Genomic DNA, 26,282 nt, shown 5'->3' on the forward strand with positions numbered 1-26,282 from the left:
GAGAGCCCACGATGCTTGCGTTGTTCGGCTTTCTCACCGTGGGGGTGTTCCTCGCACTCACACTGTTCACGCGCACATCTGTCCTCGTCGGACTCGTCCTGGTACCGGTCGTCTTCGCCGTCCTCGCCGGTGAAGGCCCCGACCTCGGAAGCTACATGGCTGACGGCGTCCTCAAGGTCGCCCCGGTCGCCGTGATGATGACCTTCGCCGTCCTCTACTTCAGCCTGATGATGGAACAGGGACTGTTCGACCCGCTGATCCGCACCATCGTGCGCTGGGCGAAAGGCGACCCGGTCAAAATCACCGTCGGAACAGCACTCGTCACCATGTGCGTCTCCCTCGACGGCGACGGTGCCGCCACCTTCCTGATCACCCTGTCGGCATTCCTTCCGATCTACCGCCGCATCGGTATGCGGCCACTCGTGCTCACCGCCGTCGTCGCACTCGGCGCAGGCCTGATGAACCTGCTGCCCTGGGGCGGGCCGACACTTCGCGCCATGGCCGCCCTGGACCTGCCGTCCTCAGAGATCTTCACACCGATGATCATCCCGATGATCGCCGGGGGAGTGTGGGTACTGGTCGCCAGCTACCTCCTCGGCCGCGGCGAACGGCGAAGGCTCGGCAGAATCACCCTCGACGCCCGCGAGAAAGTCACGGTGGGAGCCGCCACCGGCGACACCGGCAGCAGTGACGCTACCGGCACCGACGCGACGAGCAGTGACGCCACCGGCACCACCGGCACCGTCACCACCACCGGCACCGTCAGCGGAGACCACCCCGACTTCGACCACGCAGCGGCCCACCAGTGGAACGACACCGACGTCCCACGCTGGCGAATGATCACCAATGCCCTGCTCACAGTGGTTCTCATCGTGGTCATGCTCACCCACAGCATCCCGATGGAGATCTGCTTCCTCGTCGCCTTCGTCATCGCCCTGTGCATCAACATCCCCAGCTGGAAGGACCAGCAGGAACTGATGCAGAAACACGGGTCCAGTGTGGTCCTCGTGACCTCCATGGTCTTCGCCGCCGGAGTTTTCACCGGTGTTCTCGGCGGAACAGGCATGATCCAGGAGATGGCGCGGGCACTGGCCGACCTCATCCCCCAGGGAATGGCCGACGCCCTGCCGGTGACGCTCTCGGTGATATCCATGCCGCTGAGCCTGGTGTTCACCCCGGACGCCTTCTATTTCGGCGTCCTCCCCGTGTTCGCCGAAACCGCAGGGGCCATGGGAGTGGACCCGGCGATGATCGCCCACGCCGCCATCGCCGGCCAGATGACCACCGGCTTCCCGCTCAGCCCCCTCACCGCCTCCACCTTCATCCTCATCGGCATGGCCAAGGTCGAACTCGGGGACCACCAGAAGTTCACCTTCCTCTGGGCCTGGGGCACAACAGTCGTCATCACACTCACCGCGCTGGTCACCGGCGCACTGAGCATTTGACGCCACCTCCGGACCTCTGACAACCACGAAGGGACACGTCATGAAGACCATCAGAATAGGATCCGGCGCAGGCTTCGCCGGGGACCGCCTCGACCCCGCCGTGAAACTGGCCGAAGACGGGAACCTGGACTACCTCATCTTCGAATGCCTCGGCGAACGCACCGTCGCTGCAGGCCAGCTGCGACGACTCAACGACCCGGACACCGGATACGACCCCCTGCTGGAGACACGCATGCGGGCGGTGCTGCCGCACACCGTCGCCCACGGAACCACCGTGGTCACCAACTCCGGGGCAGCGAACCCCGAAGCAGCCGCACGCCTCATCGCACGCATCGCCTCCGAGATCCTCCCGGACCGACAGGTGACAGTCGCCGTCCTCACCGGCGACGGTGTGCTCACCCAGGTCACCGACACAGACCCGCAGATATGGGAGACCGGTCGGCCCCTGTCCGCCGACAACGACGGACTCGTCTCCGCCCACGCCTACCTGGGCGTCGAACAGGCCCTCCCCGCCTTCGCCCTGGGTGCCGACGTGATCGTGACCGGACGACTCGCCGACCCCTCCCTCTTCCTCACACCCATGGTCCACGAATTCGGGTGGCAGCTCGACGACTGGCACAGGCTCGGCGCCGGGACCATGGTCGGCCACCTGCTGGAATGCGCCGGACAGCTCACCGGCGGCTACTTCGCCGACCCTGTCACCAAACCGGTGGAGGGCATGGCGGACCTCGGATTCCCCTTCGCCGACATCAGTGAGGACGGCACCGCGGTCCTCGGAAAACTCGCCGGTACCGGCGGGGAAATCACCCCGCAGACAGTCAGGGAACAACCGCTCTACGAGGACGCCGACCCCCCCCCCCACCTCACCCCCGACGTCGTCGCCGACTTCACCGGAATCAGCATCACCACCCTGGGCCCCGACTCCGTCCGTGTATCGGGGGCGACAGGCCGCCCCCGCACCGGAACCCTCAAAGTCACCCTCGGGTTCCGCAGCGGTTGGACGGGGGAAGGGCAGATCACCTATGCGGGCCCCCGGGCCAGGCAACGCGCCGAGCTTGCCTGGTCAGTCGTCTCCGACCGGCTGGTGAGAATCCACGGGGTGGACCCGGCCGCACTCAACGCCGAGTTCATCGGTACCGGCGCCGCCTTCCGGGGGATGGCACCGGTACCCGCGGATCCGCCGGAGGTCCGTCTCCGGGTGGCAGGCAGGGTACCGACAGAGACGCAGGCGGAAGCGATCGGCTGGGAAATGGAGGCACTGTACTGCTCAGGACCCGCAGGAGGTGGAGGGGCGCGCAAGGGCCGTGGTGAGGTCCTCGCCGTCCGGTCGACACTCCTGCCGAGACACCTGGTGGAACCGGCTGTGGCCACCGTGACATCCGCCGGCGCCCCCCGGACAATCCCGGGAGAGACTGACCCGGACACACGACCGGAAGGAGAACGGTGATGAAGAGACTTGACGACTACGCCGACGCCAGGGCCGGTGACAAGGGGGACACCCTCATCGTCGCGGTGCTGCCCCGGACCACCGTCGACTACCACCACCTGCGCACCCGACTGACAGCGACGGCGGTCGCCCGGCACTTCCGGTGCGACGTGGCGACCGTGACACTGCGGGAGATACCCGCGGTGAAAGCCTTCGTCGCCGAACTGAGGGGAGTGCTCGGAGGAGGGGTGACAGGATCACCGGTGCTCGACGGCCACGGCAAGACCCTGAGCTACCACATGCTCACCCTTCCGCTGGAAGACGCGGAGGACGACAGCCCCTCAGCTGAACCGCCCCACCTCATGCACCCGGTGCCGGCACAGCTGGAGCCGTAACCACTCCTCGACCGGCGGGAAGCGGCGTCCCCGTCGCCACAGGACGTCGACGTTCACCGACCAGTCGGTGAACGGGTAGGCACCCATTTCCAACTCCACGAGCTCGCCGGACGCGATCTCGTCGAGCACCAGTTGCCGCGGTACGGTCGCCCATCCCACGCCGGCCAGTGCGAGGTGGATCAGCGACTGGTAGGAGTCTGAGAACCAGGTCTGGGTCGACTGCAGGTACTCGGTCGTCGGCAGGGTCTGGGCGTGGGCCGTGTACGCGAGGTGACGGAAGTCCCTCATGTCCTCGAAGGACGGCCGGGGGATTGCGGCGAGGGGGTGCGACCGGTGGACCACGTGGGCGATGACCAGCCGCCCCATCTGTCGGAACGCGATCTCCTCCGGGTACCGGGGGATGGCGAATGTCACTCCGAGCAGTGCCTCGTCCTGCATGACCAGTGAGGCGACGTCGCCGTTGGCGGGATTCTGGATCGTCAGGTCCACGTGCGGGTACTTTCCGGCGAACCGGGCGAACACGGGCGTCACCTGGCGGTGGGGGACGCCGACCGCCACCGTGATCCTGGTCGGTTGCCCGGAGGCCAGCGCGTCCCCGTGTCGTTCGAACTCGATCCCCCGGTTGTAGAGTGCCTCCGCCTCCTGCAGCAGCGCCGCCCCCGCGGCGGTCAGCCGGGGGAACCGTGACGACCGGTCGAACAGTTCCGTGTCCAGGGCGATCTCCAGGTTGGCGATCGCGGTGCTGACCGTGGACTGGCTGCGACCCATGGACCGCGCCGCGGCGGAGAATGAGCCGTGGCGTGCCGCGAGGACGAAGGCCTCGACCTGTTCCAGAGTCAGTCGCATACCGGCAACGTACATCGTGTCACCGGGGGCCGCAGGCCGGCCGTCGCAGTGGTCATCCATCGGAACGGTCGATGGTTCCTCACTTCCCCTATCGCCGCAGCCGCCATACTGTGCCGGACCATGACGACCGCAACTGACGAGGGTGACTCCCTGCCCACAACCACCGACCTGCGCTTCCTCCGGGAAGCTATAGCACTGTCCGCCGCTTCGAAGGACCGGGGCAGGCACCCGTTCGCCGCACTTGTCGTGGACCGTGACGGCCAGGTCATCTCCCGGAGGGGGAACAATTCCATGCCTCCGGAAGGTGACCCCACCCAGCATGCGGAGCTCACCGCCGCTGCCGCGGCCGCCAGGTCGCGACCTGCCGAGGATCTTGCGGACGCCACTCTCTACACCAGCGCGGAACCCTGTGCGATGTGCACGGGGGCCGTCTACTGGACGGGCATCGGACGGATCGTCTACGGCCTGTCGGAGAAACGTCTCGCCACCCTGACCGGTGCCGACCCGGAGAACCCCACCATGGATCTGCCGTGCCGGGAGGTCGCCGCCCGCGGACAGCGCCGTATCGAGATCATCGGACCGCTGCTCGAGGACGAGGCCGCTGAACCGCACACCGGTTTCTGGCGATCCTGACGCCCACCCCAGCTGTTCAACCCCCGACCAGCCCCTGCGACCAACGAGAAGAGATCCCCGTGAAGAACTTCCGCACCATCACCGCCGTCAGCCTCGCCGCATCTACCGCCGTCAGCCTCGGCGCCTGCAGTGACGGGGACAGTGCAGCACCCGCCTATGACGGGCAGATCGGCGCCACCGACCTGTCCGCGGTGTGCCCGTCGACCGTCACAGTCCAGGCAGACTGGTTCCCGGGTGCTGAGGAGGGCCTGCTCTACGAACTGCTCGACCCGTCGGGGGAGAGCAGCGACGCCATCACCGTCGACACGGACGCCAAGAAAGTCACCGGCCCGCTCGTCGACGGTGACCTCGGCTACACCGGGGTGAACGTCGAGATCCGCTCCGGTGGACCCGCCATCGGCAACCAGGCGGTGACCTCGCTGATGTACCAGGATCCGGACATCATGCTCGGCTACGTCAACATGGACTCCGCTGTGCAGCACTCCGCGGACATGCCCACGACCTCGGTCTTCTCCACCCTGGACATCAGCCCGCTGATGATCATGTGGGATCCGCAGACCTATCCGCAGGTGCATTCCATTGCCGACCTGAAGGACGCCGGGGCCGATGTCCTCTACTTCTCTGACGAGACGTACATGAAATACCTCACCGGTGCCGGAATCCTCGATGAATCGCAGACCGACTCCAGCTACGACGGCTCACCGTCGAATTTCGTCGCCGCGGGCGGGAAGAAGGCGCAGCAGGGCTTCTCCTCCAGTGAGCCCTACCAGTACGAGCACGAGGTCGAGGGATGGGACAGACCGGTCGACTACCAGCTTGTCCACGAGACCGGCTTCCAGACCTACAAGTCCACACTGGCGGTGAAGACCGATCAGCTCGACGCGCAGTCAGCCTGCCTGGAGAAACTGGTACCGGTGATCCAGCGCGCGCAGAAGAACTACATGACTTCACCGGAGGCGACCAACAGTTTCATCGTCGACACCGTCGGGAAGTTCAACGCCGGATGGATCTACAGCTCAGGCATGGCAGACTACGCGGTCACGATGATGCGGGACGAGAAACTCGTCGGCAACGGCACCGACGGCACTCTCGGATCATTCGACTCCGGCCGCTCGTCCCGGCTCATCGACCAGCTCACCCCCGTCTTCGCCGGCCAGGGCACACCCGTGAAGGAAGGACTGACCACGGATGACCTGTACACCAACCGGTTCCTCGACCCGGGCGTGTCACTGTGACCCTCGGTTCCGCGGACGTCCACGAAAGCGCGGTCGGTCATGTCACCGCAACCGCTCTGTACACCGATGACCTGCAGGGACGTCTCCGTGGCGTCCTCCAGGCGTGGCCGGTGACCTCCCCCCACACCCACGCCCGGATACTCGGGATCGACACGGCCGCGGCGTCCTCCATGCCCGGGGTTGTGCTGGTGCTCACCGCCGCCGACGTACCGGGGGTCAACGACGCCGGAACCCGCCACGACCAGCCCCTGTTTCCCGGGGGAGACGTGGAGGTCATGTTCCACAGTCAACCGGTCGCCTGGGTGCTCGCAGAAACCCTCGAACAGGCCAGGATCGCTGCCGCGGCGGTCGAGGTGGACTACCGGCCGTTGCCGTCCCTGGTCAGCATCACCGACGCGGTCAAGGCGGGCAGTTTCCACGGCGTGCAGCCGGTACTGCGCCGCGGGGACGTGGACACAGGGTTCGCCGCCGCGGACCACATCATCGACGGGGAGTTCGAGATCGGCGGGCAGGAGCACTTCTACCTGGAGACCCAGACCTGCATCGCCCTGGTCGACGAGAGCGGGCAGGTGTTCATCCATGCCAGCATCCAGCACCCCAGCGAAATGCAGGACATCGTCGCCCATGTCCTCGGCGTCCCCGCCCATGCGGTGACCGTGCAGTGCCTGCGCATGGGAGGCGGTTTCGGCGGCAAGGAAATGCAGCACCACGGGTTCGCGGCCGTCGCGGCGATCGGAGCCGTACGCACCGGACGGCCGGTACGGGTGCGCCTGCCCCGGGCACTCGACATCGTGATGACAGGAAAACGGCACGGCTACCTGTTCACCTGGAAGGCAGGGTTCACCGACGACGGCCGGATCACCGCACTCGACGCGACCATGACCTCCGACGGGGGATGGTGCCTGGATTTGTCGGAGGCGGTGCTGGAACGGTCACTGTGCTCGGTCGACAATGCCTACCACCTGCCCCATGTGCGGGTACACGGCCGCATCGCGAAATGTCACAAAACCTCCCAGACCGCGTTCCGGGGGTTCGGAGCCCCGCAGGGCATGGTACTCATCGAGGAGATCATGGGTCAGGCGTCCGCCGTACTCGGCCTGGACCCGGGGGTTGTCAGGCAACGCAACTTCTACCGGCCGGGGCAGACCACCCCCTACGGTCAGAAGGTGACCCAGGTGAACCGGCTGCGCGCCGCATGGGACCAGGTGAACAGGGACGCCGACCTGAAACGACGGCAGGCGGAGACCGCCGCCTTCAATGCCTCCCATCCGGACCGTCGGCGGGGACTGGCGGTCGTCCCCGTCAAGTACGGCATCTCATTCACATACATGCCGTTGAACCAGGCCGGCGCCCTTGTCCTCGTCTACAAGGACGGATCGGTCCTGGTCAACCATGGTGGCACAGAGATGGGACAGGGACTGCACACGAAGATGCTGCAGGTCGCGGCGACTGCGCTCGGTGTCCCGCGGTCACTGGTGCGCATGGCACCGACCCGGACGGACAAGGTCCCCAACACCTCGGCGACGGCGGCCAGTTCAGGGGCGGACCTCAACGGAGGTGCCGTCACGGCGGCCTGCGACGAGATCATCGACCGGCTCCGGGGCGTCGCGGCGGACCTGCTGGGTTGCGGCGTCGACGAGGTGCGCTTCGGTGACGGCCGCGTCCGCGCCGACGGCGCGCCGACCGATGCCGCACACACCCTGACCTGGGAGGAGGTCGTGCAGGCCGCGTACCTGCGACGCGTGCAGCTGTCGGCGTCCGGCTTCTTCCGTACCCCCGGGATCAGTTGGGACGCCGGGAGTGTCACCGGGACACCGTTCCGCTACTTCGTCTACGGGGCGGCGGCGGCCGAAGTCGAGATCAGCAGGTTCGACGGCTCCTGCACGGTACGTCGGGTGGACATCGTGCACGATGTCGGACAGTCCCTGGCACCGACTGTCGACCGGGGTCAGATCGAAGGGGGTTTCGTGCAGGGAACAGGCTGGCTCACCCTCGAGGACCTGCGCTGGGACTGCTCGGACGGGCCGGGGAGGGGGAGACTGCTGACCAGCTCCGCGGGAACCTACAAGATCCCGAGCCTGTCGGAGATGCCGGAACAGATCAACGTCCGCTTCCTTGAACAGGAGCCTGACCGGGAGGGTGTCGGAGGGGAGGGGCAGAGCGCTGTCTACGGATCGAAGGCAGTCGGGGAGCCGCCGTTCACACTCGCGCTGGCGGTACGTGAGGCACTGCGCGAGGCAGTGGCAGCCTTCGGGACGCCGACGCCCGGACCCACATGTCCGACCCCCCGGCGTCCCCGCGTTGCCCTGGCACTTCCCTCCACACCGGAAGAACTGTTCTGGGCGGTGGAGCGTGTACGCGCCGCGGCGCCGGGTACTGCAGAACCGGGGGACGCCGGTGTGCGGAACCTGGTGTGAACGGTGTCTCTGGCCGGGCTTTTCCGGTACAGATGGAGTACATGTCTCTCCCGTCTGTCACCGCCGACCAGATTCGCGCCAGAGTGTCCGTGAAAGATGCTGTCGAGGCGCTGGACGCAGCCCTGCAGACGGGTTTCGACCCGGCGACGTCGCCGGCCCGCTCAAACGTGCCGTTGACGCACGGTTCACTGCTGCTCATGCCGGCGGAGGCAGGGCGTTTCGTGGGGGTGAAGATCGCCTCTGTCGCCCCGGACAACCCGGCGGCAGGTCTGCCGAAGATCCAGGGGACGTACCTGCTGATGTCCGCAGCGACTCTGGAGCCTCTGGCTGTCCTGGACGGTGCGGCGCTGACCGAGATCAGGACCCCGGCCCTGTCCGCTCTCGGTGTGAAGTACCTGGCCCGGGAGGACGCCCCGTTGCGGGTCACACTGTTCGGCACCGGGCCACAGGCGTTCGGGCACATGGCCGCAGTCGCGTCGGTGCGTGAGATCGGGCGCGTTGCGGTCGTGGGACGGACGCCGGAGAAGTCTGATGAAATGGCTTCCCGACTGGTAGGAGTTGGTTTTGACGCCTACGCGTCCACCTCTTCCGAGTCTGTTCCTGACGCCGACCTGGTGCTGTGCTGCACCAGCGCCGCCCGGCCGTTGTTCCGGGGAGGGACTGTCCGCGACGACGCCGTGGTCGTCGCCATGGGGTCACACGAGCCGGATGTCAGGGAGGTGGACACGGCCCTGGTCGAGCGCAGTACCGTCTATGTCGAGGACGTGGACACGGCCCTGCGTGAGGCCGGCGATATCGTCATGGCCCTCGGGGAGGGTGGGGTGACTGCCGATGATCTGCGGACTCTGCGTTCATTGGTGCTCGACGGTCCGGCGCGCCCGGTTGACGGACGGAGAGGCCCGGCCCTCTACAAGACAGTCGGCATGGGCTGGGAGGATCTTGTCGTCGCGGCACTGGCGTACCGGTCCTGACCTGGTCTGGCCTTCGTCCGGCCTGCTGCCGATCATCACCGGCTTTCGAACAGTCGCTCACCGGTCGGGGGTAACCTGTCCCGCCCCCGGGCTACAGTTCGCATCATGACAATCATCACCCCTGACCTGCACTCTCTCGGCTTCGACGCCACCGACCGGGAGTCCCTCGTCCTCTCAGCGACCGAATTTGTCCGCAGCGCCGGCGCCACCGGTGGCCCCTCCGGGGGTGCGGGGGTCCCGCGTGACCGTGCACGCGACCGTGCATCCGGCGGCTCCGGGTCCGTGGCAGTTCCGGCGTCCGGAGTACCCGCGTCATACCGCTGCTACGACGATCCCTCCGGGGCGAGGCTGCTGATGTGGGACAGACCGGCGGAGCCCGGTTCCGCGGGAGGCAGGACCACCGCGACGGTCGCGGGGCTGTACCCCGCCGAGGGTGCCCCGCTGCTGCCCGCCAGGCTGGTCCGTGTCCACGGTGAGGTCACGCACGTTGACCTGTACACCGATGAGGGTGATGTCGTGGCGCGTTTCTTCGCCACCTGTGATGACGCCCGCTCGGTCCCGGAGGCGAGGACCGTGGACGGGAGGCTGGACCTCTACGGGGAGATCAGTGTTCCGCAGGCTTCTGTGACCGCCGTGTCGGTGGACACCAACGTTTTCGTGGACGAGGCGTCCTTCCGGGCGGCGGCGCGGGAGGCCGGCGAGGTGCCGGTGGGACTGGTGTGCCCTTCCCTGTTCCGGGTGCACAGCACCGGGGATCCGGAGGACGCCGAACCCTGCGCACTCGTCAGTGGAGAGGTGCTCTCCAGTGAGCGGGTGACCAACAGTCTGACCGGGGTGGACTGGTACCGGACGGTGGTGGACGCCGCGGTTCCTCTCACCCTCGCCCTTCCCGCGGACCTGCCGGTGGCCCCGCTGGCCGGTACCTGGATCGCCGGGTACGTGAAGATGTGCGTCGGCACCGGTAACCGGGTCCGGGGAAAGCTGTAGTGCCTATTCGTCGATGACTGCCGGCACAGGTTCGCTCCGGGTCGGAACGAGGAAGGATCCGCGGTCGCTGTACGCGTAGTCCGGCTCCGGGAAGAGGAAGAGAAGGCCGGTGTAGAGAATGACAGCGCTGACCACCGCGACGACGAGACTGAGGTCCATCCCCCCGCCGAGGTCGGCGAAAGGGCCGACGATGATCGGCGGGAAGCTGGCGAACAGCAGGCCGAGAACGGATGCGAGCAGCCAGGCGCACATTGCCCGCCAGTTGACACCGTCACGGAACCAGTATCTGCCACCCTTCTTCCTCTGGTTGAACACCTGGACGGCATCGGCGTCGATGAAGCCGCGGCGGAACACATAACCCAGGGTCATGATCACGATCCAGGGAGTCGTCGTCACCAGGATCGCCCCGACGAAAGCGTTGACGACCTCGAGGAGGTCGAAGAACAGGCGTCCGGTGACGATGAAGAGGAAGGCCACCGCACCGAGGCCGATGGTGGACTGGACCCTGCTGAACCGGGGGAACACCGAGGAGAAGTCCAGCCCGGTGCCGTAGAGCGCGGTGGTGCCGGTGGACATTCCGCCGATGAAGGCGACGACGATGAGAAGTGCGGCATACCAGCCCGGAGAAACCTGGATGAGCGCGACGACGTAGTCTTCCTCGCCGAAGACGAGGGTTGCCGTAGCGACACCGAAGAGGAAGGGGACGAGTGTGAGCCCCTGGGCCAGGAACGTCGCCCCGATGATCTTTCTCTGCGGGGTGTCGGCAGGGATGTAACGGGACCAGTCGCCGAGAAAGGCGCCGAAAGAGATCGGGTTGCTCATCGCGACAAGAGCGGCGGCGACGAAAGTCGGCCAGAAGGATCCCAGGGCGTAGGCGTCCGGCCCCGGGCTGTAGGAGGGGTCGAAGGATCCCGCGAAAGCGACGAAGGCGAGGAGCATGAGGACGGTGTTCGTGATGACCGCGATCTTGTTCACCATCAGCATGAACTGGTAGCCGTAGGTCACCACGACAATGACGGTGAAGCCGATGGCAGCGTAGATCGCCGTGCGCAGTCCGGTGGAGTCACTGACGTCCGTGATCCGGGTCAGGGCGCCGACGATGGCGTCACCGCCGACCCACACGGATATCGAGTAGAACGCGACGGCGGTGAGGAAGGACAGCAGTGATCCTGCGATGCGTCCTTTCACACCCAGAATCGCCCCGGATGACACTGCGTTGTTGGTGCCGGTCCGTGGACCGTAGAGGCCCATGGGCGCCAGCACTGCGGTGCCGACGGCCACACCCAGGACGACTGCAGCAACCGCCTGCCAGAATGACAGGCCCAGGGATACGGCGACGCTGCCGAACAGGGCGGTGGCGAAGGTGTTGGCACCGCCGAACTGCATCCGCATCAGGTCGAACCATCCGGAAGTGCGGTCCTCGTGGGGGATGGTGGCGATACCGTGGGTCTCAATTTTCGTGGTCTTCGGTGCGGCGTTGAGCACCACACCGGGCTCGGGGGAGGACATGGTGTTCCTTCAGAGGTCGGCGGGGACTCCTGCCCGGTGAAAGGCAGGATCAGGGGTGGTGGGGAAGAGGCGGCCGTCGCCGCATAAGTTGTTCAGGAGACTACTTATGGTGTTCTGCGCGGAACACGAATGATGCTAGACGGTAGGTCCTCCGGCTGACAGACCGAAGACGGAAAGTTAACCGGGAGGAAATGACGGACTTCTGACGGGTTCTGCCGGCGGCCCACCCCGTTTACCTCACCCGCCCGCACCTGCCCGGGGCGTAGCCCGGTCGGTGTGCCAGGTCGGCCCCCGCCGGCCCGGTCGGCCCCCGCCGGCCACCTCGTCCTCCGGAGCATCTCTGCCCTGACCCCGCCCTGAAGAAGAAAACCCCGGTCGGAACGGGTCAGCGGTCGGTCAGAAGGATCTGCGCGATGAGATTGTCTATCCGCCTGACGTCGACCTGCTTGCCGAGACTGATCTTGATCTTCCCCGCACGGGTCCACAGTTCGAGTTCTGCGGTGAAGTCCAGTGTTCCCGCGTTCTCGGTCGACCACATGTTGATCGCCGAGTACGGAAGTGAGTACATCTCGACTTTCTTCCCACGGATCCCCTGGGCGTCACGCACGATCAGGCGCCGGTCGGTGAAGACGGCGGAATCCCGGAAAGTCTTGTACGCGGCCACGGGCTGCTCCCCGGGTACCAGGAGCGGGCCGATGTCGTCAGGAATAGGAACCTCCGACTGAAAAAGCCAGGAGGTGATTACGTCCAGTTCAGCTGCCATGGGTGCACGCTATCATGCTTCACCGGTCTGCCGGTTCCTCCGTGACGGCCCTGCGGCCGTAGAACACGTCGTGGTCGATCTCGTTGTCGGACCGTGCGACCAGCATCGCCACGAAGGTGTCACCGTTGACGTTGAGGAAAGTCCTCAGGATCCCGGTGAACCAGTCCACCGCGATGAGCAGTCCCACTGCCTCGACCGGAAGGTCGAGTGAGGCGGCGAGGAACATCGCCACGACGGGGAAACCGCCCGGAACGGTGATGGTGCCCATGTTGAGCATGATGGACAGGAATACGCCGAGCACGATCTGTCCTGCACTGAGCTGCACATTTCCCGCCTGGGCCAGGAACATGACAACGATCATGTAGTTGAGCACCGCCCCGTAGGAGCCCATCGTCAGACCGATGGAGAGGGTGAAGTTGGCGACGCGACGGCTCACCCCGACCTTCTCCACCGTGTTCCGCAGCACGGTGGGGAAGGTCACCGCGGAACTTGTCGTCGTCACCGCGATGACCGTCTGCTCGGCGAGCTTGCCGCACAACTTCAGCACGTTGAGACGGGTCCGTGCCCACACGACCAGCAGGAACAGGGCCAGGAGAATGAGGACGCCGAGAGCAGTGACCCCCAGGTAGGACAGAGCGGACGTGACCACCGACAGTCCCTGCTCACCGGTGAGGGACGCCAGCAGACAGAACACTCCGACCGGTGCGGTGTACATGACGTACCGGATCATCACCAGGACCACGTTCTGGATCCCCTCGAACAGCCCGAGAAGTGTCCTGTTGCCGGTCGCCGACATCCAGGAGTTCAGTGCGATACCGAACAGGAGGGAGAACACGATGACGGGCAGCATGTCCGCGTTAGCCATCGCCTCGACGATGTTGGTGGACACGAAGTTCAGGAGGGTCTCCTGCCAGCCGCCGGCCTGGTCCGCCTCCTGCCTGAGCGAGGGGTCCAGATCGCCGTCGAAGACCATGCCCTGGCCGGGACGGAAAACCCCTGCCAGCGCCCACGCGAGAACGGCGGCGACCGCGGAGAACCCGAGCATCCAGCCGAAGGTACGCGCAGCGAGTCGCCCGGTCCCGGTACCTGTCATCGACCCGGTGGCGACAATGACGGACGCCATGACCAGGGGAACGATCGACATCTGGATGAGCCTGATGAACATGTCGCCGATGAACTTCAGGTTCGCGGCCCAGTCGCCGAGGACCAGACCGGCGACGACCCCCAGGACCGCGGCCAGGCCGATGAGTACCGCGGGATGTCTGAATGCGAGACGGAGGCGTCCCGGCCCTGTCGTCCCGATACGCTGCGGTACGGGGCGGGAGGTCTCCGTTGGTGCGAGCGGAATCTTTCCGTTGTCATTTTCTGGACTCATGTCCCGGAACCCTAGATTCTCCGGGTTTCACCGTGTTGCAGGTCAGTGTCGCCCCGGTAACGGGATGATCCCGCATGTCACTGTGTACGGCCGCACACCTGCGGAGCCCCTGTCCCTCAGTGCCTCCGGCGCCGGGACTTCGCCATTCCGGATCCGGGTACGGGGAAACGAAGAAACGAGCCGGGCAGCAGTCCGGTTGCTCACCGGTTCCCGGACGGAAACACGGCGGTAACCTGCCTTCCGTACGTTCTGGAAACGGAGTCGAAGTCAGGCTCCCCCAGATCCGTGCACCCACCGGAAGGAGTTGGAGATCATGCACTGCGCACCACTGGTCCGCCTGCAGCCCAACCTCACCGTGCGTCGTGGTGCCGGAAACATCGGACGTACAGGCTCGAACGGTCCCGTGACCCCTACCGGGGTCAGTTCACCCGTCACTTTCCGGCCACGAACCTGCTGACCACGGTCCCTCGGCGTCCCTGTTGACGCCGACGCACCGTCGGTACCGGCGACCGTCGCCTTCACTGGCCCCGTCACAGTCGCGTCAGAGCTCCCGTCAGGGGACCGAGGACGCGGCTCCGGCAACCCGCGCACACCGCCCGGGACGCCCCGGGGACGCAGGACGGGTCCGCCGGGGTGTCCCTCCGCATTTTTCAAGGAGCACCCATGTCAGCCGTCGGGCACAGCCCCACCACCACGAAACTCTCCGGATTCATCGACGATTCGCCCCTCACACCGTTCCACAGAAAGCTCACCTTGTTCTCCTCGGGTGGCCCGTTCATTGACGGCTATGTCATATCGATCATCGGCTTCACCTGGGCGTCAATGGGAACCTCGATGGAGGTCACCAACTCGGACAAGGGCCTCATCGCTGCCGCGATCATGGTCGGCATCTTCATCGGCGGGCTGGTCTTCGGATGGCTCACCGACAAGATCGGCCGTCACATCATGTACATCGCCGACCTCCTGGCTCTGGCGGTGCTGTCGGTGGTCAGCTTCTTCGCCACAGACGTCTGGCAGCTCATCCTGCTGAGATTCCTGGTCGGTATGGCCATCGGAGCCGACTACCCCATCGCCACGTCACTTCTCGCCGAGTACCTGCCTGCCAGGTACCGGGGACGGATGCTCGGCGCGACGTTCGTCGTCTGGGCGATCGGTGCCGCCGTGGCGCCGGTCGTGGGAATGATCTGCACGTCACTTGCGGGCGACGACGCCTGGCGGTGGATGCTCGCCAGTCCCGCGCTCTTCGCGGTGCTGACCCTCGGCCTGCGCCTGGGGACCCCGGAATCACCCAGATGGCTGGTCAGTCAGGGGCGCACCGAGGAGGCGGAGGATTCGATCCGGAGGGCCTTCGGACCCGGCTACGGGGTAGCCGACCTGGGGGAACCTGCACCTGAACGCAAGGCGTCGCTGCGCTCGCTCTTCCAGGGCAGGTACCTGCGGCGGACCCTGTTCGTCTCCGTGTTCTGGATGTGCCAGGTGATCCCCATGCTGTCGATCTACTCCTTCTCCTACGACATCCTCGCCGAGGTCGGACTGACCGGCAACGGTGCCGAGATCTTCCTGGCCGTGCTTTTCGTCGTCGGTGGCGTCCCCGGACTCCTTCTCGTCGACCGCATAGGCCGTAAACCTCTTCTTACCTGGACATTCGCAATCGTCGCGGTGATCTGGGGAGGTGTGGGACTGTTCCAGGACAGCCCTGTGGCCCTCGTCTTCGCCGCCATCTGTGCCTTCGCCTTCTTCAACGGCGCCGCCAACTTCCTCCAGATCGTCTACCCCAACGAGCTTTTCCCCACCGAGGTGAGAGCCACCGCAGTGGGAGTGAAAACCGCGGTGAGCCGTATCGGCGCCGCGGTCGCCACCTATGCCATGCCCTTTGCCCTTGACGCGGGAATCTCGTGGGTACTGCTCGTCGGCGCCGCGATCTCCGTCGTAGGGCTTGCGGCCACTCTCGCCTGGGGAGAGGAGACGAAGGGGCAGAGCCTCAGTGCCGTGGCGAACCAGGCAGGCACCCCGGCCGCCGCCTGATCCACCCCTGCACAGGTCGCGGCAGTCACCTGCACGACAGTCACATCCACCCGACAGAACCCACACATCCTGCAGACCGAAAGGCAAGAACCAATGTCAGAACCGTCCACGTCACGATCCTTCACCCCTGTGCCGGATCCCGTCGGCCCCGTCGACGCCACGACCATGCCCCGCTACGCCGGTGCCTCCACCTTCTTCCGGATGCCGGAGATTACTGCGGTACCCGACTACGACATCGCCGTCCTCGGCGTCCCCTTCGACACCGGTACGTCCTACCGGCCGGGTGCCCGTTTCGCTCCGATCGGAGTTCGGGGCGCGTCCCGGCTGATCCGTCCGGCCTTCCATGTCGAACTCGATGTGGCGCCGTTCCGACAGCTGCAGATCGTCGACGCCGGCGACGTGCCCTGCACCCCCTACGACATCCCTGCGGCCATGGACCAGATCCAGCAGCACGCCACCGAGGTGCTGGGGGAGAAGGAAGGACGCCGCCTCATCAGTGTGGGCGGGGACCACACCATCGCTCTGCCGTTGCTGCGCACCGCGGTGTCGAAGCACGGCCCGGTCGCACTGGTCCACTTCGACGCCCACCTGGACACCTGGGACACCTACTTCAACGCGCCGGTCACCCACGGCACCATCTTCCGCCGGGCGTTCGAGGAAGGGCTGCTCATCGAAGACCATTCCATCCACGTGGGAACGAGGGGGCCCATCTACGACAGTATCGACCTCCGGGACGACGCCGACTTCGGATTCAAGGTCATCCGCTGCAGTGACATCGACCGTATCGGTGCGGAAGCGGCCGCACAGCAGGTGCTCGAGAGAGTGGGGGACCTGCCGGTGTACCTGTCGGTCGACATCGACGTTCTCGACCCCGCTTTCGCGCCGGGCACCGGCACCCCGGAAGTCGGTGGTCTGACAAGCAGGGAACTCCTGCTGATGCTGCGGATGCTCGGCTCACTCAACATCGTCGCCGCGGACCTGGTCGAGGTCGCACCCGCCTACGACCACGCTGACGTGACCTCACTGGCAGGAGCGACGGTGGTCTATGACGTCCTGTCTCTGATGGCGAAAAAGACCCTCTGACCCCGGTAGCCCCATTTGTCGGCTCCCTGGTGCTTGCGGCAGGTCACATGCCGGCACCGTGCATGGGGCAGCCCCGCCCCGGCTGCAGGCCTTCGGCGACGGTGAACCTGTGGCCTTCGCCTGCCGCGGCGACTTTCGCGTAGCGGGGGTCGGAGGAGGTGTCGTGCTGGTAACCCATCCTGGAGATGTCAGGATCGTCGCCCATCCGGCTGAAGTCCCTGACCCAGGTGGAGGAGAGGTTCACCGGTCGGACCGGTTCGGTCAACCGCACGACCGTGGCGACGGCTCTCATGGCCTTGTCGACCAGCACAGGGACCCGGGGTGCGTCGAGATGGTCGCGTGCGCTGACCGGCAGGCCGGCGGTGAGGACCGGGCCCGCGAGGAAGCGGAGCGGTCGGGGGAAGTACTTTTCGAAGCCCCGGATCTGTCCCCGGTAGATCTCGACTCCCTCGCTGCTGCGCGCCCCGTGCTTCTCCTCGAAGGCGAGGATCCAGGGTTCGACCTCCCCGTAGCTGTCCCATATCCCGCGGATGCCCATCCTGGTGCCGATGGCTTTCCAGAGGTGGTAGCGGGCCTGGTGTTCCCGGTCGGTGAAGTAGTCGGGGAGCCCCAGGTCCCTGGCCCACCGTTCGGGCTCGTACATCATCAGCCCGAGGATGTGGAGCTGGAGCTGGTTGCCGACACCGCGGACGTCGTGGTGGATCTGCTGGATCCGGTCGGCGAGTTCCTGGAGTTCCGGACTGTGCGGGCCGTAGCGGTGGAGCAGGCCGAAGAAGGTCATCGTGTCCCTGTCCCTGTTGACGGGGGCGTGGAGGTAGCCGGCGCCCCGGTGTACCGCCCTGGCTTCCGCCGGGTGTGTGGTGCCCCGTGCGAATCCTGAGGCGTAGGCCATGTGGGAGAACAACGGGGGAGTCATCACCTCGAGGGAGATGTGGGTGATCTCGGCGCAGTCCTGCTCCGGGTCCAGGTCGTCGATGAGGCGGCGGGCCTGCCGGACCGTGAGGGTCCGGTTGGCCCAGAGTTCGGGGTGTCTCTGCTGGAACACGGCTTTCTCCATCGTCGGTGGGTGCCGCCGTCGGCGGCTTTCTGTAGCGGTCACTACAGGTTTGACGATGTAGCCTACGTCACATTCCGGGTGCCGTCAAGGTTCGGAAACGAAATAAGGTGGGGACCCGCCTCAGCGTCCGTCCCCGGCGTCCACCCCGATCTCCTCGCTCACCCCCAGCTCACCGAGCAGGCTGCCCCGGAGTTCACTGAAGCCGGGGAGGGAGCGGGACCGTCGGCGTCCGAAAGGAACCCGGTACTCCGCACCGATCCCACCGTCACGCAGGACCAGAATCCGGTCGGCCAGAAGGATCGCCTCATCGACGTCATGTGTGACCAGCAGCACCGACGGATTGTGCCTGCCGTGCAGAGCCGCGACGAGGGACTGGATCTTCAGTCTGGTCAGTGCGTCCAGCGCCCCGAAAGGCTCATCGAGCAGGAGCAGTTCAGGGGACCGGATCAGGGCCCTCGCCAGGGCCACACGCTGAGCCTCGCCACCGGACAGCGATGTCGGCCAGGCGTCCCCGAACCCTTCCAGTCCCACCTCCGAGAGGATGGCGGACGCCTGTCTGCGACGCTCCCGGCGCCCGCCCGGAATGCCGACGGTGATGTTGTCCCACACCTTCCGTCCTCTGACCAGTCGTGGTTCCTGGAACACGATCGTCCTGTTCGGCCTGGTCAGCACAGTGCCGGAGTCCGCGGTCTCCAGCCCGGCGAGGATGCGGAGAATCGTCGACTTCCCGCCGCCGGAACGGCCCAGCAGGGCGACGAACTCGCCCTGCTCCACCGTGAACGAGACTCCGTCGAGAATGCGGCGTCCCCCGAAACTCCGGGTGACCCCGTCAACGATGACGGAGGTGCGCGTCTCCGCCGCCGTCTGTGTCACAGTGCTCATCTGCGTGGCTCCCGGGAGAACTTGTAGGGCATGGTCACACGCTCGAGCACCCGCACCACAGTGTCCGCGAGCAGGCCCGCGGCGGCGTAGATGACGATGCAGGCGACCACGATGTCAGTCTGGAAGTACTGCTGGGCCGAAGTCATGAGGAAACCGAGCCCGGTCTGGGTGTTGGACAGTTCCGCGACGACCAGTGCCCCGAGCGCAGCCGTCATGGCGATCCGGAACCCGAGAAGAATCTGCGGCAGCGCCTCGGGGATGACCACCGTCCACACCAGCTGCCGGTGGCCCAGCCCGTAGGCGCGGCCGGCCTCGATGAGGCGGGAGTCCACGTGCCGGACCCCGAGGTGTGTGTTGATGTACGTCGGGATACCGGACGCCAGGGAGATGATGATGATCTTGGGCAGTTCATCGATGCCGAACCAGATGATCAGCAGCGGAGTGATCGCCAGGACAGGGATCGTGCGGACAATCTGCACGGTCGGATCGATGAGCTGGTCACCGAGGCGGAACAGTCCCGAGACGATTCCGAGGACCAGGCCCACTGAGATGCCCGTGACAAGTCCCACCGCGACACGCCTCAACGACACCGACATGTTCTCCCACAGTTCCCCCGTCCGGGCCAGTTCGGCGAATGCATGCCCCACCTCCCAGGGAGCAGGGAACTGCTGGGAGGTGACCGCTCCGCTCGCGGACGCCGCGACCCACAGGATCACGAGCACCACGGGGCCGCTGGCCCGGAGCACCAGGTTCAGCCACCACGGCTGTCGGCGTCTGGTACGTACCGTGGGCGGGACAAGTCCGGTCCCTGTCCTGTCTCCACCGTCAGACGGGGGCAGGGACGTGCCGGCTGCCGTAGTGGCTTCTCCGCCACCGGTGCCGGTGGCGTCCCGGTGCCCCTGCAGTGAGACACTCATGAGTTCACCCATTCATTGACGTCGAAGCCGTTCTTCACGATGCCCTGGTCCAGCAGGAACGCCAGGGAACTCTCCAGGGTGCGCACACCGTCCGGATCGATTCTCTCGTCGCTGTACTGCCAGGTGCTGGAGACCCGGACGGACTCGACGGACACCTTCTGTGCATCTGCGGCCCACGCCACATATTTGTCCAGGTCCTTCCGGATCTCCGCGATGCCCGCCTTCTCGACCTCCCAGTACGCCTCGGTGATCTCCGGGTGGTCCCGGCGGAAGTCGTCGGTGGTCACGGCGACATTGGTGGACAGCAGGTCAGGATCGTCGACCTCCGCCTTCGACGCCACCGTGAAGTCGTTGTTCTCCAGCCAGACGGCCGCCACGTTCGCAGGGACCGCCACAGCGCTGATGCTTCCCTTCTGCAGGGCGGGCAGGGCGTCAGCGAAGAGAAGGTTGACCAGGTTGTTCTCGTCCAGGGCGCCGTGACGGTCCAGGGCGGCGCGACCGTATCGGTCGAAGTTGGAGCCGAACTGCAGGCCCACCTTCTTCCCCTTCAGCTTGTCGATGCTGTCGAGGGCCGGATCGTTGGTGAGGAACCAGATCCCGGACGCCGGCTTCTTGACCAGCACCGGACTGATCGTCTGCCCGTTGCCGCGGGCCTGGACCGCAGGAACGTCGCCGATGGAACCGACAGTGACGTCCCCGCTCTGCAGTGCCTGGACCACGGGCGGGCCGTTGTTGAACCCGACGTAGCGTTCGAACTCGAAGCCGTGCTTCTCGAGGATCGGTTCGGCCAGTCCCAGGGACTCGGCGTACCCGAAGGGGCCGGTGTCACGGGGTGTGGACCCTGCGCCGCCGTTCCACGGGAAGCCGACGGTGACCGGGGTGAGCCCGGTGCTGTCGTCGTCGGCGTCGGCACCTCCGCAGGCGGTGACGCCTGCGATCAGGGTGAGTCCGGCCAGGACGCCGGTGAGCCGGCGGAAGGTGGTTGAAACAGTTGATCTCACGGGTATCTCTTCTCTCGTCAGAGTGCAGTCGTGTGTGTGGAGGGGCCGGCGGTGGAGCGTGCGGTCGCCTGTGACGCCGAACGTGACGGCGAACGTGACGTGGTGCCGGTGCCCCGGCCCTGCCGGGGCGGTCCGCCGGAGGCGCGGCTCCAACCGACGGCCCTGCGGTGCAGGCCGAGGAAACCCTCACTGCGCAGGTGTTCCAGGTCATCCTCCCCTCCGTCGCCGGGAACCAGCCGGTCAGCGGTGCGCGAAGGGTCGACGAACATGGCGTCCGCGGGGCAGTAGGCCTCGCACTGGAAGCAGGTCTGGCACTGGTCCTTGTCCGCGATGACCGGGAATCCGTCCGGGCGGAGGGTGAACACGTTCATCGGACAGATCTGGGCGCACAGGCCGCAGCTGGTGCAGCGGTCCGGGTCGATGACTTCGATCATGCCGGCACCCCCACCCTGGTCTTACCGGACGGCTGTCGGTGGACCCGGGGCCGGTGCACCCCTGAGACCAGCAGTCTGTAGGTCGCCTCCGGGTCGGTCTGCGGATGGTCGACCCGGAAGTGCATGGCCCGGGACTCCCGCCGCTCCAGGGCGGACAGGGTCGCCCAACGGCCCATCGCGGCCATTCCCGCCACCTCCCGTAGCCGGTACTCGTCGACGGGGGACCGCGGCGAGGCGTCCCGCAGCAGGTCCCAGACACGGTCCAGTTCCCCGAGCATGGACGCCAGACGGTCCTCGGAGCGGAAGACAGCGTTGGTCAGGGGCAGCATCTGGGCCCGGATTCTCCCGGTGAGTTCGCGCCAGTCCGGCGTCCTGCCGTCATCGTGTCCGACGGACGTGGTGGCGATACTGCCGAGACCGGCCGCGTGCCGGCGGATCCCGCGGGGTGAACTCGCGGAGGACGCCGTGCCCGGCCGGCCGGTCAGCGGGGAACCGGACCGCGAGGCGGCGAACCTGGCGGCGTGTGTGCCCGCCCAGGACCCCGAGGCCACGGCCCAGGAGAGGTTCGGGCCGCCGGCCCCGGTGGCGGCGCCGGTGATACGGTCCCGGGCGGCCACATCCCCGGCAGCATAGAGACCGGGGAGACCCACCGCACAGGTGGTGTCGTCGACGCGGACACCGCCGGTGCCCCGGACCGTGCCCTCGTGAACCCAGTCGATGGGGAAACGCTCGGTGAAAGGGTTGATCCCGAGCTTGTCGACGACCGCGAAGAAATTCGGCATGTTCTCCCGCGCGGTCGCACGCTGTGCGGGGGCGAACTGGGAGAACCTGGCGTAGACGGTGCCCTTCACGCTGTGCTCGAGCAGGGGGACCCGCGAATAGTGCAGGTCATCGTAGTGGATCGGGGTGCCGTCCCCGGTCCAGTACTCCGCCTTGATGAAGTAGCCGTTCTTGTCCATCGAGGTACCGAAGGGCACCATGCCCTGGAAGTTCGAGTACTCCATCGCCGCCAGGTCGGCGCCCGCCTCGGCGGCCATGAGCTGACCGTCCCCGGTGTTCGTGTCACCGCCGAGGGAGTGGCTGCGCCATGTCGTTCCACCGGTGGCGAGCACCACCGCGTGGGCGTGCACGGTCCAGTTCCTGCCGGCGCGGACCTGCAGGCCCCTGGCGCCGACCACGGCGTCACGGTTGTCGGTGACGAGCAGTTCCACCGCGGGGCTGTGGTCGAGGACCGTCACGCCGGCCTTCTTCACCTGACCACGGAGAAATCGCAGGTAGTCGGGTGCGGGGCCCCGGAAGTAGGGTGCCCCGGAGGGGTTGTCCGTGGTGAGGTCGAGGCTCGGTTGGCGCCGGTTCCGGTCCACCCGGTCCCAGCCCATCGCGGGGAGGGTGCTGATCTGTGCCCAGGTCTCGTCGAGCACGGCGTCCACCCAGACACGGTCAGACTGTCCACCGCCGGTGGCGTTCTTGATCCGGAAGGTCTCGTCCCGCAGCGGAGAACCGGGGGGAGTCAGCCAGTGACCTACCCCTGACGTCGCCGCGACCCCGCTCGCACCGCAGTATCCCTTGTCGACGAGGGTGACGCCCAGGCCTTCGCCGGCGGAGGTGCGTGCGGCGTTGAGTGCCGCCCAGGTGGCTGCGGGTCCGCCGCCGATGACGAGCACTCCGGTGATGATCTCGAGATGGTCCGCGTCGTCGCGGACAACTGTGGGGGACGGTGCCCGGGTGACCGGGGACCGTGGAGAACGTGCGTTCATAAGGATGCTCACTGTAGACAGAGCTGTCTGCGGTGATGAAATGAACGATTCTGTGCGAATGAAAGTGCTCCCCAGGTGACGCTGTCACCCCACCGGGAAGAACGGGGAGGAGGTCACCGCTCGTCCAGCTGCGCCTCCAGCCAGCTGACCGTCTGCATGCCGAACAGGTCGGTGCCCCACCCGTAGAGGTCGGTGACCAGTCGGGTCATGGAACAGTCCGGGGGGTTTCGGGATTTTTCCGGTCACAACTTCACCACGGTGACTGACGGCCTGTCGTCCGGCCCGTCGCCGTCGACCTGTACTCCCCGTGCTCCGGCGGTGTGGGGAAGGATGTACACGAGTTTCCGGCGGCTCTGCCTGCGTCCCCAGGGTTGCCGACGCCAGTGGCCGCGTACCCACCACCGTCGCACGGCAGGGCCGTGACCGGGACCCCCGGAGTACTCCCGCAGCGACGGGGAAAGCCTGTAGACCCTGACCTGGACCTGCTGCCGGGTGGTGGCGGACCGGCGGGGTCGGTGGCGGGACTCTGTCTGCATCGCACGTTCTGCACGTTCTGCCGGTTCTGCTGCGGAGGTGCCGACCGGGACGCGGACGTGGGTGTGGACCGGCTCTCCGGGGGCCAGGACGTCCCTCTGCCGCAGCAGCGCCCAGGTGGCGCCGAGGACGCGGAGCAGGCGGGCGTGAAGGTCGCAGTGCACGGTCAGGGCGGTGGCCTCCAGGGCCTCCAGGGCCTCCGGTCCCGTGGACTTCCGTGACCAGCCCAGGCTCCCGGGTGGGACGGACACGGAGCCGTCGGCGTTGACGGTGTCCGGTACTCCGACGGTGAAGTTGAGGACGTCGGTGAGTGGTGACGACAGTTCCTGTTCGGGTGGCACGGTGACATGCGGGGCGTACCTGCGCAGGGCTCCGGCGAGAGAGTCGTAGAGTGCCGCGTCATGCGGGGTCCGGGCGCCGCGACGCAGTGACAGTGCGTGGACGGTGACCTGCCCGTCGTGGATCTGCCAGCCGACGGCGTCGACGGTGAGTTCGCGGACCCTGCCTCCGTCCGGATCCGGGTAGGTCACAACCTCATTCTCGAAGGCGATGATGCCGTGGGGCGCCGGTAGCAGCTCCTCGGGTGACCATGCCGGTAGTCCGGGGGCGGTGGTGCGCAGAAGTGCGCAGACCTCGGCGTCCATCCAGTACAGGGGGCAGCCGGTGACGAGCCCCGTGATCATCGACTCTCTCACCCCCGCCTGGTGGAACGACGGTGGTGGGAGGGTAAGCGTCCTGCCCGCATGTCCGGTGGTGAACGCCTGCTGCATGAGACGGGTGCGTGCTGCGGTGGCCGCTCCGAAGCGGCTGACGAGGTGGGGGAGATCGTGGGGTGTCCAGGCCATCGGGGAACTCCAGATGTAGTCAGATGATTACGTACTGCACTGTCAGATGATTCTTACCCCGTACGTCCGGTGAGTCCGCTTCCGCAGTTGCAGGCACTTAGCATCGGGACCGGAGATCTCGTGGGGGAGGCTGCGGGGGCGTGGTGGTGCCCGGGGGTTGCGGAGACCGCGGCAGAAGGGGTTTTGTGGAGTGACCGTTCCATGATCGTGGGAACGGGTGCCCGGCCGGTACGCGCACGGACTACAGTGACAGTGAGTGTTCTTTGAGGAATGCATCCGGTCAGGCAGGGACCGACAGCACAGAACAGGATGAGGACGCCACCATGAGCGAGATGAACAGCAGCGACGGCACGGGTTCCGGGAACGGACAGCTCACCGACCGTACCGGGGCCCCGGTCGAGGTTCGCCTGCTTCCTGACGGCGAGACCTACGGTCTGTTCTTCCCCGGTGACAGTGAACCCGTCGGCCGGGCGCACTTCCTCGACCGCACCGGTGCCGACGGAGTCGCCGAAAGAGTGTTCCACCACACAGTGGTCGGTGAAGAATTCGGCGGCAGGGGACTTGCCGGTGTCCTCGTCTCCAGAGCCCTCGATGAGGCCCGGGACCGGGGACTCCGGGTGGTGCCGGTCTGCTCCTATGTCGCCGGATGGATCAGAAAGAACAACTGGGACGGTCCCGTCGCACCGGTGACCGACGAGGTCGAGGACTGGGTCGCTGACCAGGCGTAGCAGGGCCGACCGGTGGTGGGCAGACCGGTGGTGGGCCGGACTGGTGGCCGCCGGACTGGCCGCCGCCACCGTCACCTCCTGCGGGCCGGCGGACCGGTCCCAGGATTCCGGGACCGGTGGCGCGGTGGTCTCTGACGGGGCCGGTGCACAGTCAGAGGTGGGAAGCATCGCGGATGTCGTCTCTGACGCAGTCTTCTTCGGCGACAGTCTCACCGACGCCGGCACCTCCGGTACCCGGTTCACGACAATGCCGGGACTGGTGTGGTCCCAGATCCTGGCCCGGGACCTGGGGCTGTCCACCGCGCCGGCGGTCGACGGTGGACCCAACTACGCCGAGGGCGGTGCCCGGGTCACCGCGTCCACTGACGGAGGCCCCCTCCCGGTCGCCGGGCAGCTTGACCGGTACCTGTCGGAGCACAGGTCATTCTCCCCGGACCAGCTGGTCACCCTGTTCATCGGCACAAATGACGTCCTCGCCGGAAACACTGCGGGAAACACCGCCGGGGTGGACACCGCCGCTGCCGACGCGGCCGTTTCCGCCGCAGCGGACGCCGAAGTCGGACAGGTCTCCCGAATTCTCGGGGCGGGGGCGGAACACGTCCTCGTGTTCACGGTGTTCGACCTCGCCTACACGCCGCTGTTCGGTGGTGCCGGCACTGCCGGGCAGGAGAAAGTCAGGGCGCTGGTCTCCGCCTACAACGACAGACTGCTGCACGGGCTGGAGGAACAGTTCCCGGGTGATCCGAGGGTGGGGGTCTTCGACACCCGGGCCCTCGTCGACGGGTTCGTCGGTGCACCGGGGGCCCACGGTTTCGCCCACGGCGGAAGCGTCGACGCCTGCGCGGTACCCGGGGCGTCCTCCTGCGACAGCGGTTCACTGGTCGCACCCCACGCCGACCAGAGCTACATCTTCGCCGGGGGAGTCCATCTGACCACGAGGACCAATGAGCTGCTCGCAGAGCAGGTCACGGCCCGGGTCAGGGATCTGTGGGGGCGGAGGCCGGGCGGGTAACGCCC

Annotated in this window: 23 protein-coding genes; 12 read left to right on the forward strand and 11 right to left on the reverse strand. The window is 66.7% G+C overall.

Annotated features, from left to right (window positions below):
- The first annotated feature begins 11 nt into the window (after positions 1-11).
- The 3 genes from E0E18_RS13465 to E0E18_RS13475 are packed head-to-tail and all read left to right on the forward strand — an operon-like array spanning position 12 to position 3,266.
- Positions 12-1,445 (forward strand): CitMHS family transporter, encoded by a 1,434-nt coding sequence (locus E0E18_RS13465; protein WP_130841807.1) that lies wholly within the window; start codon positions 12-14, stop codon positions 1,443-1,445.
- Between the two features lie 40 nt (positions 1,446-1,485).
- Positions 1,486-2,892 (forward strand): acyclic terpene utilization AtuA family protein, encoded by a 1,407-nt coding sequence (locus tag E0E18_RS13470; protein ID WP_130841809.1) that lies wholly within the window; start codon positions 1,486-1,488, stop codon positions 2,890-2,892.
- The gene (locus E0E18_RS13475; RefSeq protein WP_237559840.1) at positions 2,892-3,266 is read left to right on the forward strand and encodes an AtuA-related protein; all 375 of its coding nucleotides are present in this window, start codon (positions 2,892-2,894) and stop codon (positions 3,264-3,266) included. Before E0E18_RS13470 ends, E0E18_RS13475 begins: the two co-directional genes overlap by 1 nt.
- Here the strand turns inward: E0E18_RS13475 and E0E18_RS13480 are convergent.
- Entirely contained in the window at positions 3,213-4,172 is a 960-nt protein-coding gene (locus E0E18_RS13480) for a LysR family transcriptional regulator (RefSeq protein ID WP_202616778.1), read from the reverse strand. The two genes, E0E18_RS13475 and E0E18_RS13480, sit on opposite strands and share 54 nt — an antisense overlap.
- A 60-nt stretch (positions 4,173-4,232) precedes the next feature.
- On the opposite strand from E0E18_RS13480, the gene E0E18_RS13485 reads away from it, so the two are divergent.
- The 5 genes from E0E18_RS13485 to E0E18_RS13505 all read left to right on the forward strand — a co-directional run bounded on the left by E0E18_RS13485 (position 4,233) and on the right by E0E18_RS13505 (position 10,355).
- On the forward strand, positions 4,233-4,745 hold the full coding sequence (locus E0E18_RS13485; protein WP_130841814.1) for a nucleoside deaminase: 513 nt from the start codon (positions 4,233-4,235) through the stop codon (positions 4,743-4,745).
- Between the two features lie 59 nt (positions 4,746-4,804).
- Positions 4,805-5,980, forward strand: a complete 1,176-nt coding sequence (locus E0E18_RS13490) for an ABC transporter substrate-binding protein (protein WP_130841816.1) — start codon at positions 4,805-4,807, stop codon at positions 5,978-5,980.
- Positions 5,977-8,397, forward strand: a complete 2,421-nt coding sequence (gene xdhB, locus E0E18_RS13495; RefSeq protein WP_130841818.1) for a xanthine dehydrogenase molybdopterin binding subunit — start codon at positions 5,977-5,979, stop codon at positions 8,395-8,397. Before E0E18_RS13490 ends, xdhB begins: the two co-directional genes overlap by 4 nt.
- A gap of 41 nt (positions 8,398-8,438) precedes the next feature.
- Entirely contained in the window at positions 8,439-9,368 is a 930-nt protein-coding gene (locus E0E18_RS13500; RefSeq protein WP_130841820.1) for an ornithine cyclodeaminase family protein, read from the forward strand.
- 105 nt (positions 9,369-9,473) lie between these two features.
- Complete coding sequence (locus E0E18_RS13505; protein ID WP_130841822.1) at positions 9,474-10,355, forward strand: hypothetical protein; 882 nt, start codon at positions 9,474-9,476, stop codon at positions 10,353-10,355.
- Positions 10,356-10,358: 3 nt separating this feature from the next.
- Here E0E18_RS13505 and E0E18_RS13510 read toward each other — a convergent pair whose 3' ends face one another.
- The 3 genes from E0E18_RS13510 to E0E18_RS13520 form a co-directional block, all read right to left on the reverse strand.
- Positions 10,359-11,864, reverse strand: a complete 1,506-nt coding sequence (locus E0E18_RS13510; RefSeq protein ID WP_130841824.1) for a purine-cytosine permease family protein — start codon at positions 11,862-11,864, stop codon at positions 10,359-10,361.
- A gap of 385 nt (positions 11,865-12,249) precedes the next feature.
- The gene (locus tag E0E18_RS13515; RefSeq protein ID WP_066584978.1) at positions 12,250-12,627 is read right to left on the reverse strand and encodes a PH domain-containing protein; all 378 of its coding nucleotides are present in this window, start codon (positions 12,625-12,627) and stop codon (positions 12,250-12,252) included.
- A gap of 19 nt (positions 12,628-12,646) precedes the next feature.
- A complete protein-coding gene (locus E0E18_RS13520; protein WP_130841826.1) occupies positions 12,647-14,002 on the reverse strand; it encodes a dicarboxylate/amino acid:cation symporter in 1,356 nt (451 codons plus the stop codon).
- Positions 14,003-14,665: 663 nt separating this feature from the next.
- Here E0E18_RS13520 and E0E18_RS13525 point away from each other — a divergent pair.
- Complete coding sequence (locus E0E18_RS13525; protein WP_130841829.1) at positions 14,666-16,027, forward strand: MFS transporter; 1,362 nt, start codon at positions 14,666-14,668, stop codon at positions 16,025-16,027.
- Positions 16,028-16,120: 93 nt separating this feature from the next.
- Positions 16,121-17,110: an agmatinase gene (gene speB / locus E0E18_RS13530; RefSeq protein ID WP_227871008.1), complete on the forward strand. Its 990-nt coding sequence runs from the start codon at positions 16,121-16,123 to the stop codon at positions 17,108-17,110.
- 43 nt (positions 17,111-17,153) lie between these two features.
- Here the strand turns inward: speB and E0E18_RS13535 are convergent, their stop codons facing one another.
- The 7 genes from E0E18_RS13535 to E0E18_RS13565 form a co-directional block, all read right to left on the reverse strand.
- Positions 17,154-18,155, reverse strand: a complete 1,002-nt coding sequence (locus E0E18_RS13535; protein WP_161972314.1) for an oxygenase MpaB family protein — start codon at positions 18,153-18,155, stop codon at positions 17,154-17,156.
- A 132-nt stretch (positions 18,156-18,287) separates the two neighbouring features.
- Entirely contained in the window at positions 18,288-19,049 is a 762-nt protein-coding gene (locus E0E18_RS13540) for an ABC transporter ATP-binding protein (RefSeq protein ID WP_066584990.1), read from the reverse strand.
- On the reverse strand, positions 19,046-19,966 hold the full coding sequence (locus E0E18_RS13545; protein WP_066584993.1) for an ABC transporter permease: 921 nt from the start codon (positions 19,964-19,966) through the stop codon (positions 19,046-19,048). The genes E0E18_RS13540 and E0E18_RS13545 overlap by 4 nt, the downstream gene beginning before the upstream one ends.
- Positions 19,963-20,967: an ABC transporter substrate-binding protein gene (locus E0E18_RS13550; RefSeq protein ID WP_066585001.1), complete on the reverse strand. Its 1,005-nt coding sequence runs from the start codon at positions 20,965-20,967 to the stop codon at positions 19,963-19,965. Before E0E18_RS13550 ends, E0E18_RS13545 begins: the two co-directional genes overlap by 4 nt.
- A 17-nt stretch (positions 20,968-20,984) precedes the next feature.
- Positions 20,985-21,401 (reverse strand): 4Fe-4S dicluster domain-containing protein, encoded by a 417-nt coding sequence (locus tag E0E18_RS13555; protein ID WP_130841833.1) that lies wholly within the window; start codon positions 21,399-21,401, stop codon positions 20,985-20,987.
- Positions 21,398-23,158, reverse strand: coding sequence for an FAD-binding protein (locus E0E18_RS13560; RefSeq protein WP_130841835.1), 1,761 nt, complete (start codon positions 23,156-23,158; stop codon positions 21,398-21,400). Before E0E18_RS13560 ends, E0E18_RS13555 begins: the two co-directional genes overlap by 4 nt.
- Before the next feature lie 242 nt (positions 23,159-23,400).
- Complete coding sequence (locus E0E18_RS13565; protein ID WP_130841837.1) at positions 23,401-24,537, reverse strand: hypothetical protein; 1,137 nt, start codon at positions 24,535-24,537, stop codon at positions 23,401-23,403.
- Positions 24,538-24,860: 323 nt separating this feature from the next.
- Here E0E18_RS13565 and E0E18_RS13570 point away from each other — a divergent pair, with 323 nt between their 5' ends.
- On the forward strand, positions 24,861-25,265 hold the full coding sequence (locus tag E0E18_RS13570; RefSeq protein WP_227871007.1) for a GNAT family N-acetyltransferase: 405 nt from the start codon (positions 24,861-24,863) through the stop codon (positions 25,263-25,265).
- A gap of 43 nt (positions 25,266-25,308) precedes the next feature.
- Positions 25,309-26,277 (forward strand): SGNH/GDSL hydrolase family protein, encoded by a 969-nt coding sequence (locus E0E18_RS13575; RefSeq protein WP_237559841.1) that lies wholly within the window; start codon positions 25,309-25,311, stop codon positions 26,275-26,277.
- Positions 26,278-26,282: the final 5 nt, after the last annotated feature.

Origin of the sequence: Corynebacterium neomassiliense, assembly GCF_900626215.1 — a bacterium.
GTDB lineage: Bacteria > Actinomycetota > Actinomycetes > Mycobacteriales > Mycobacteriaceae > Corynebacterium > Corynebacterium neomassiliense.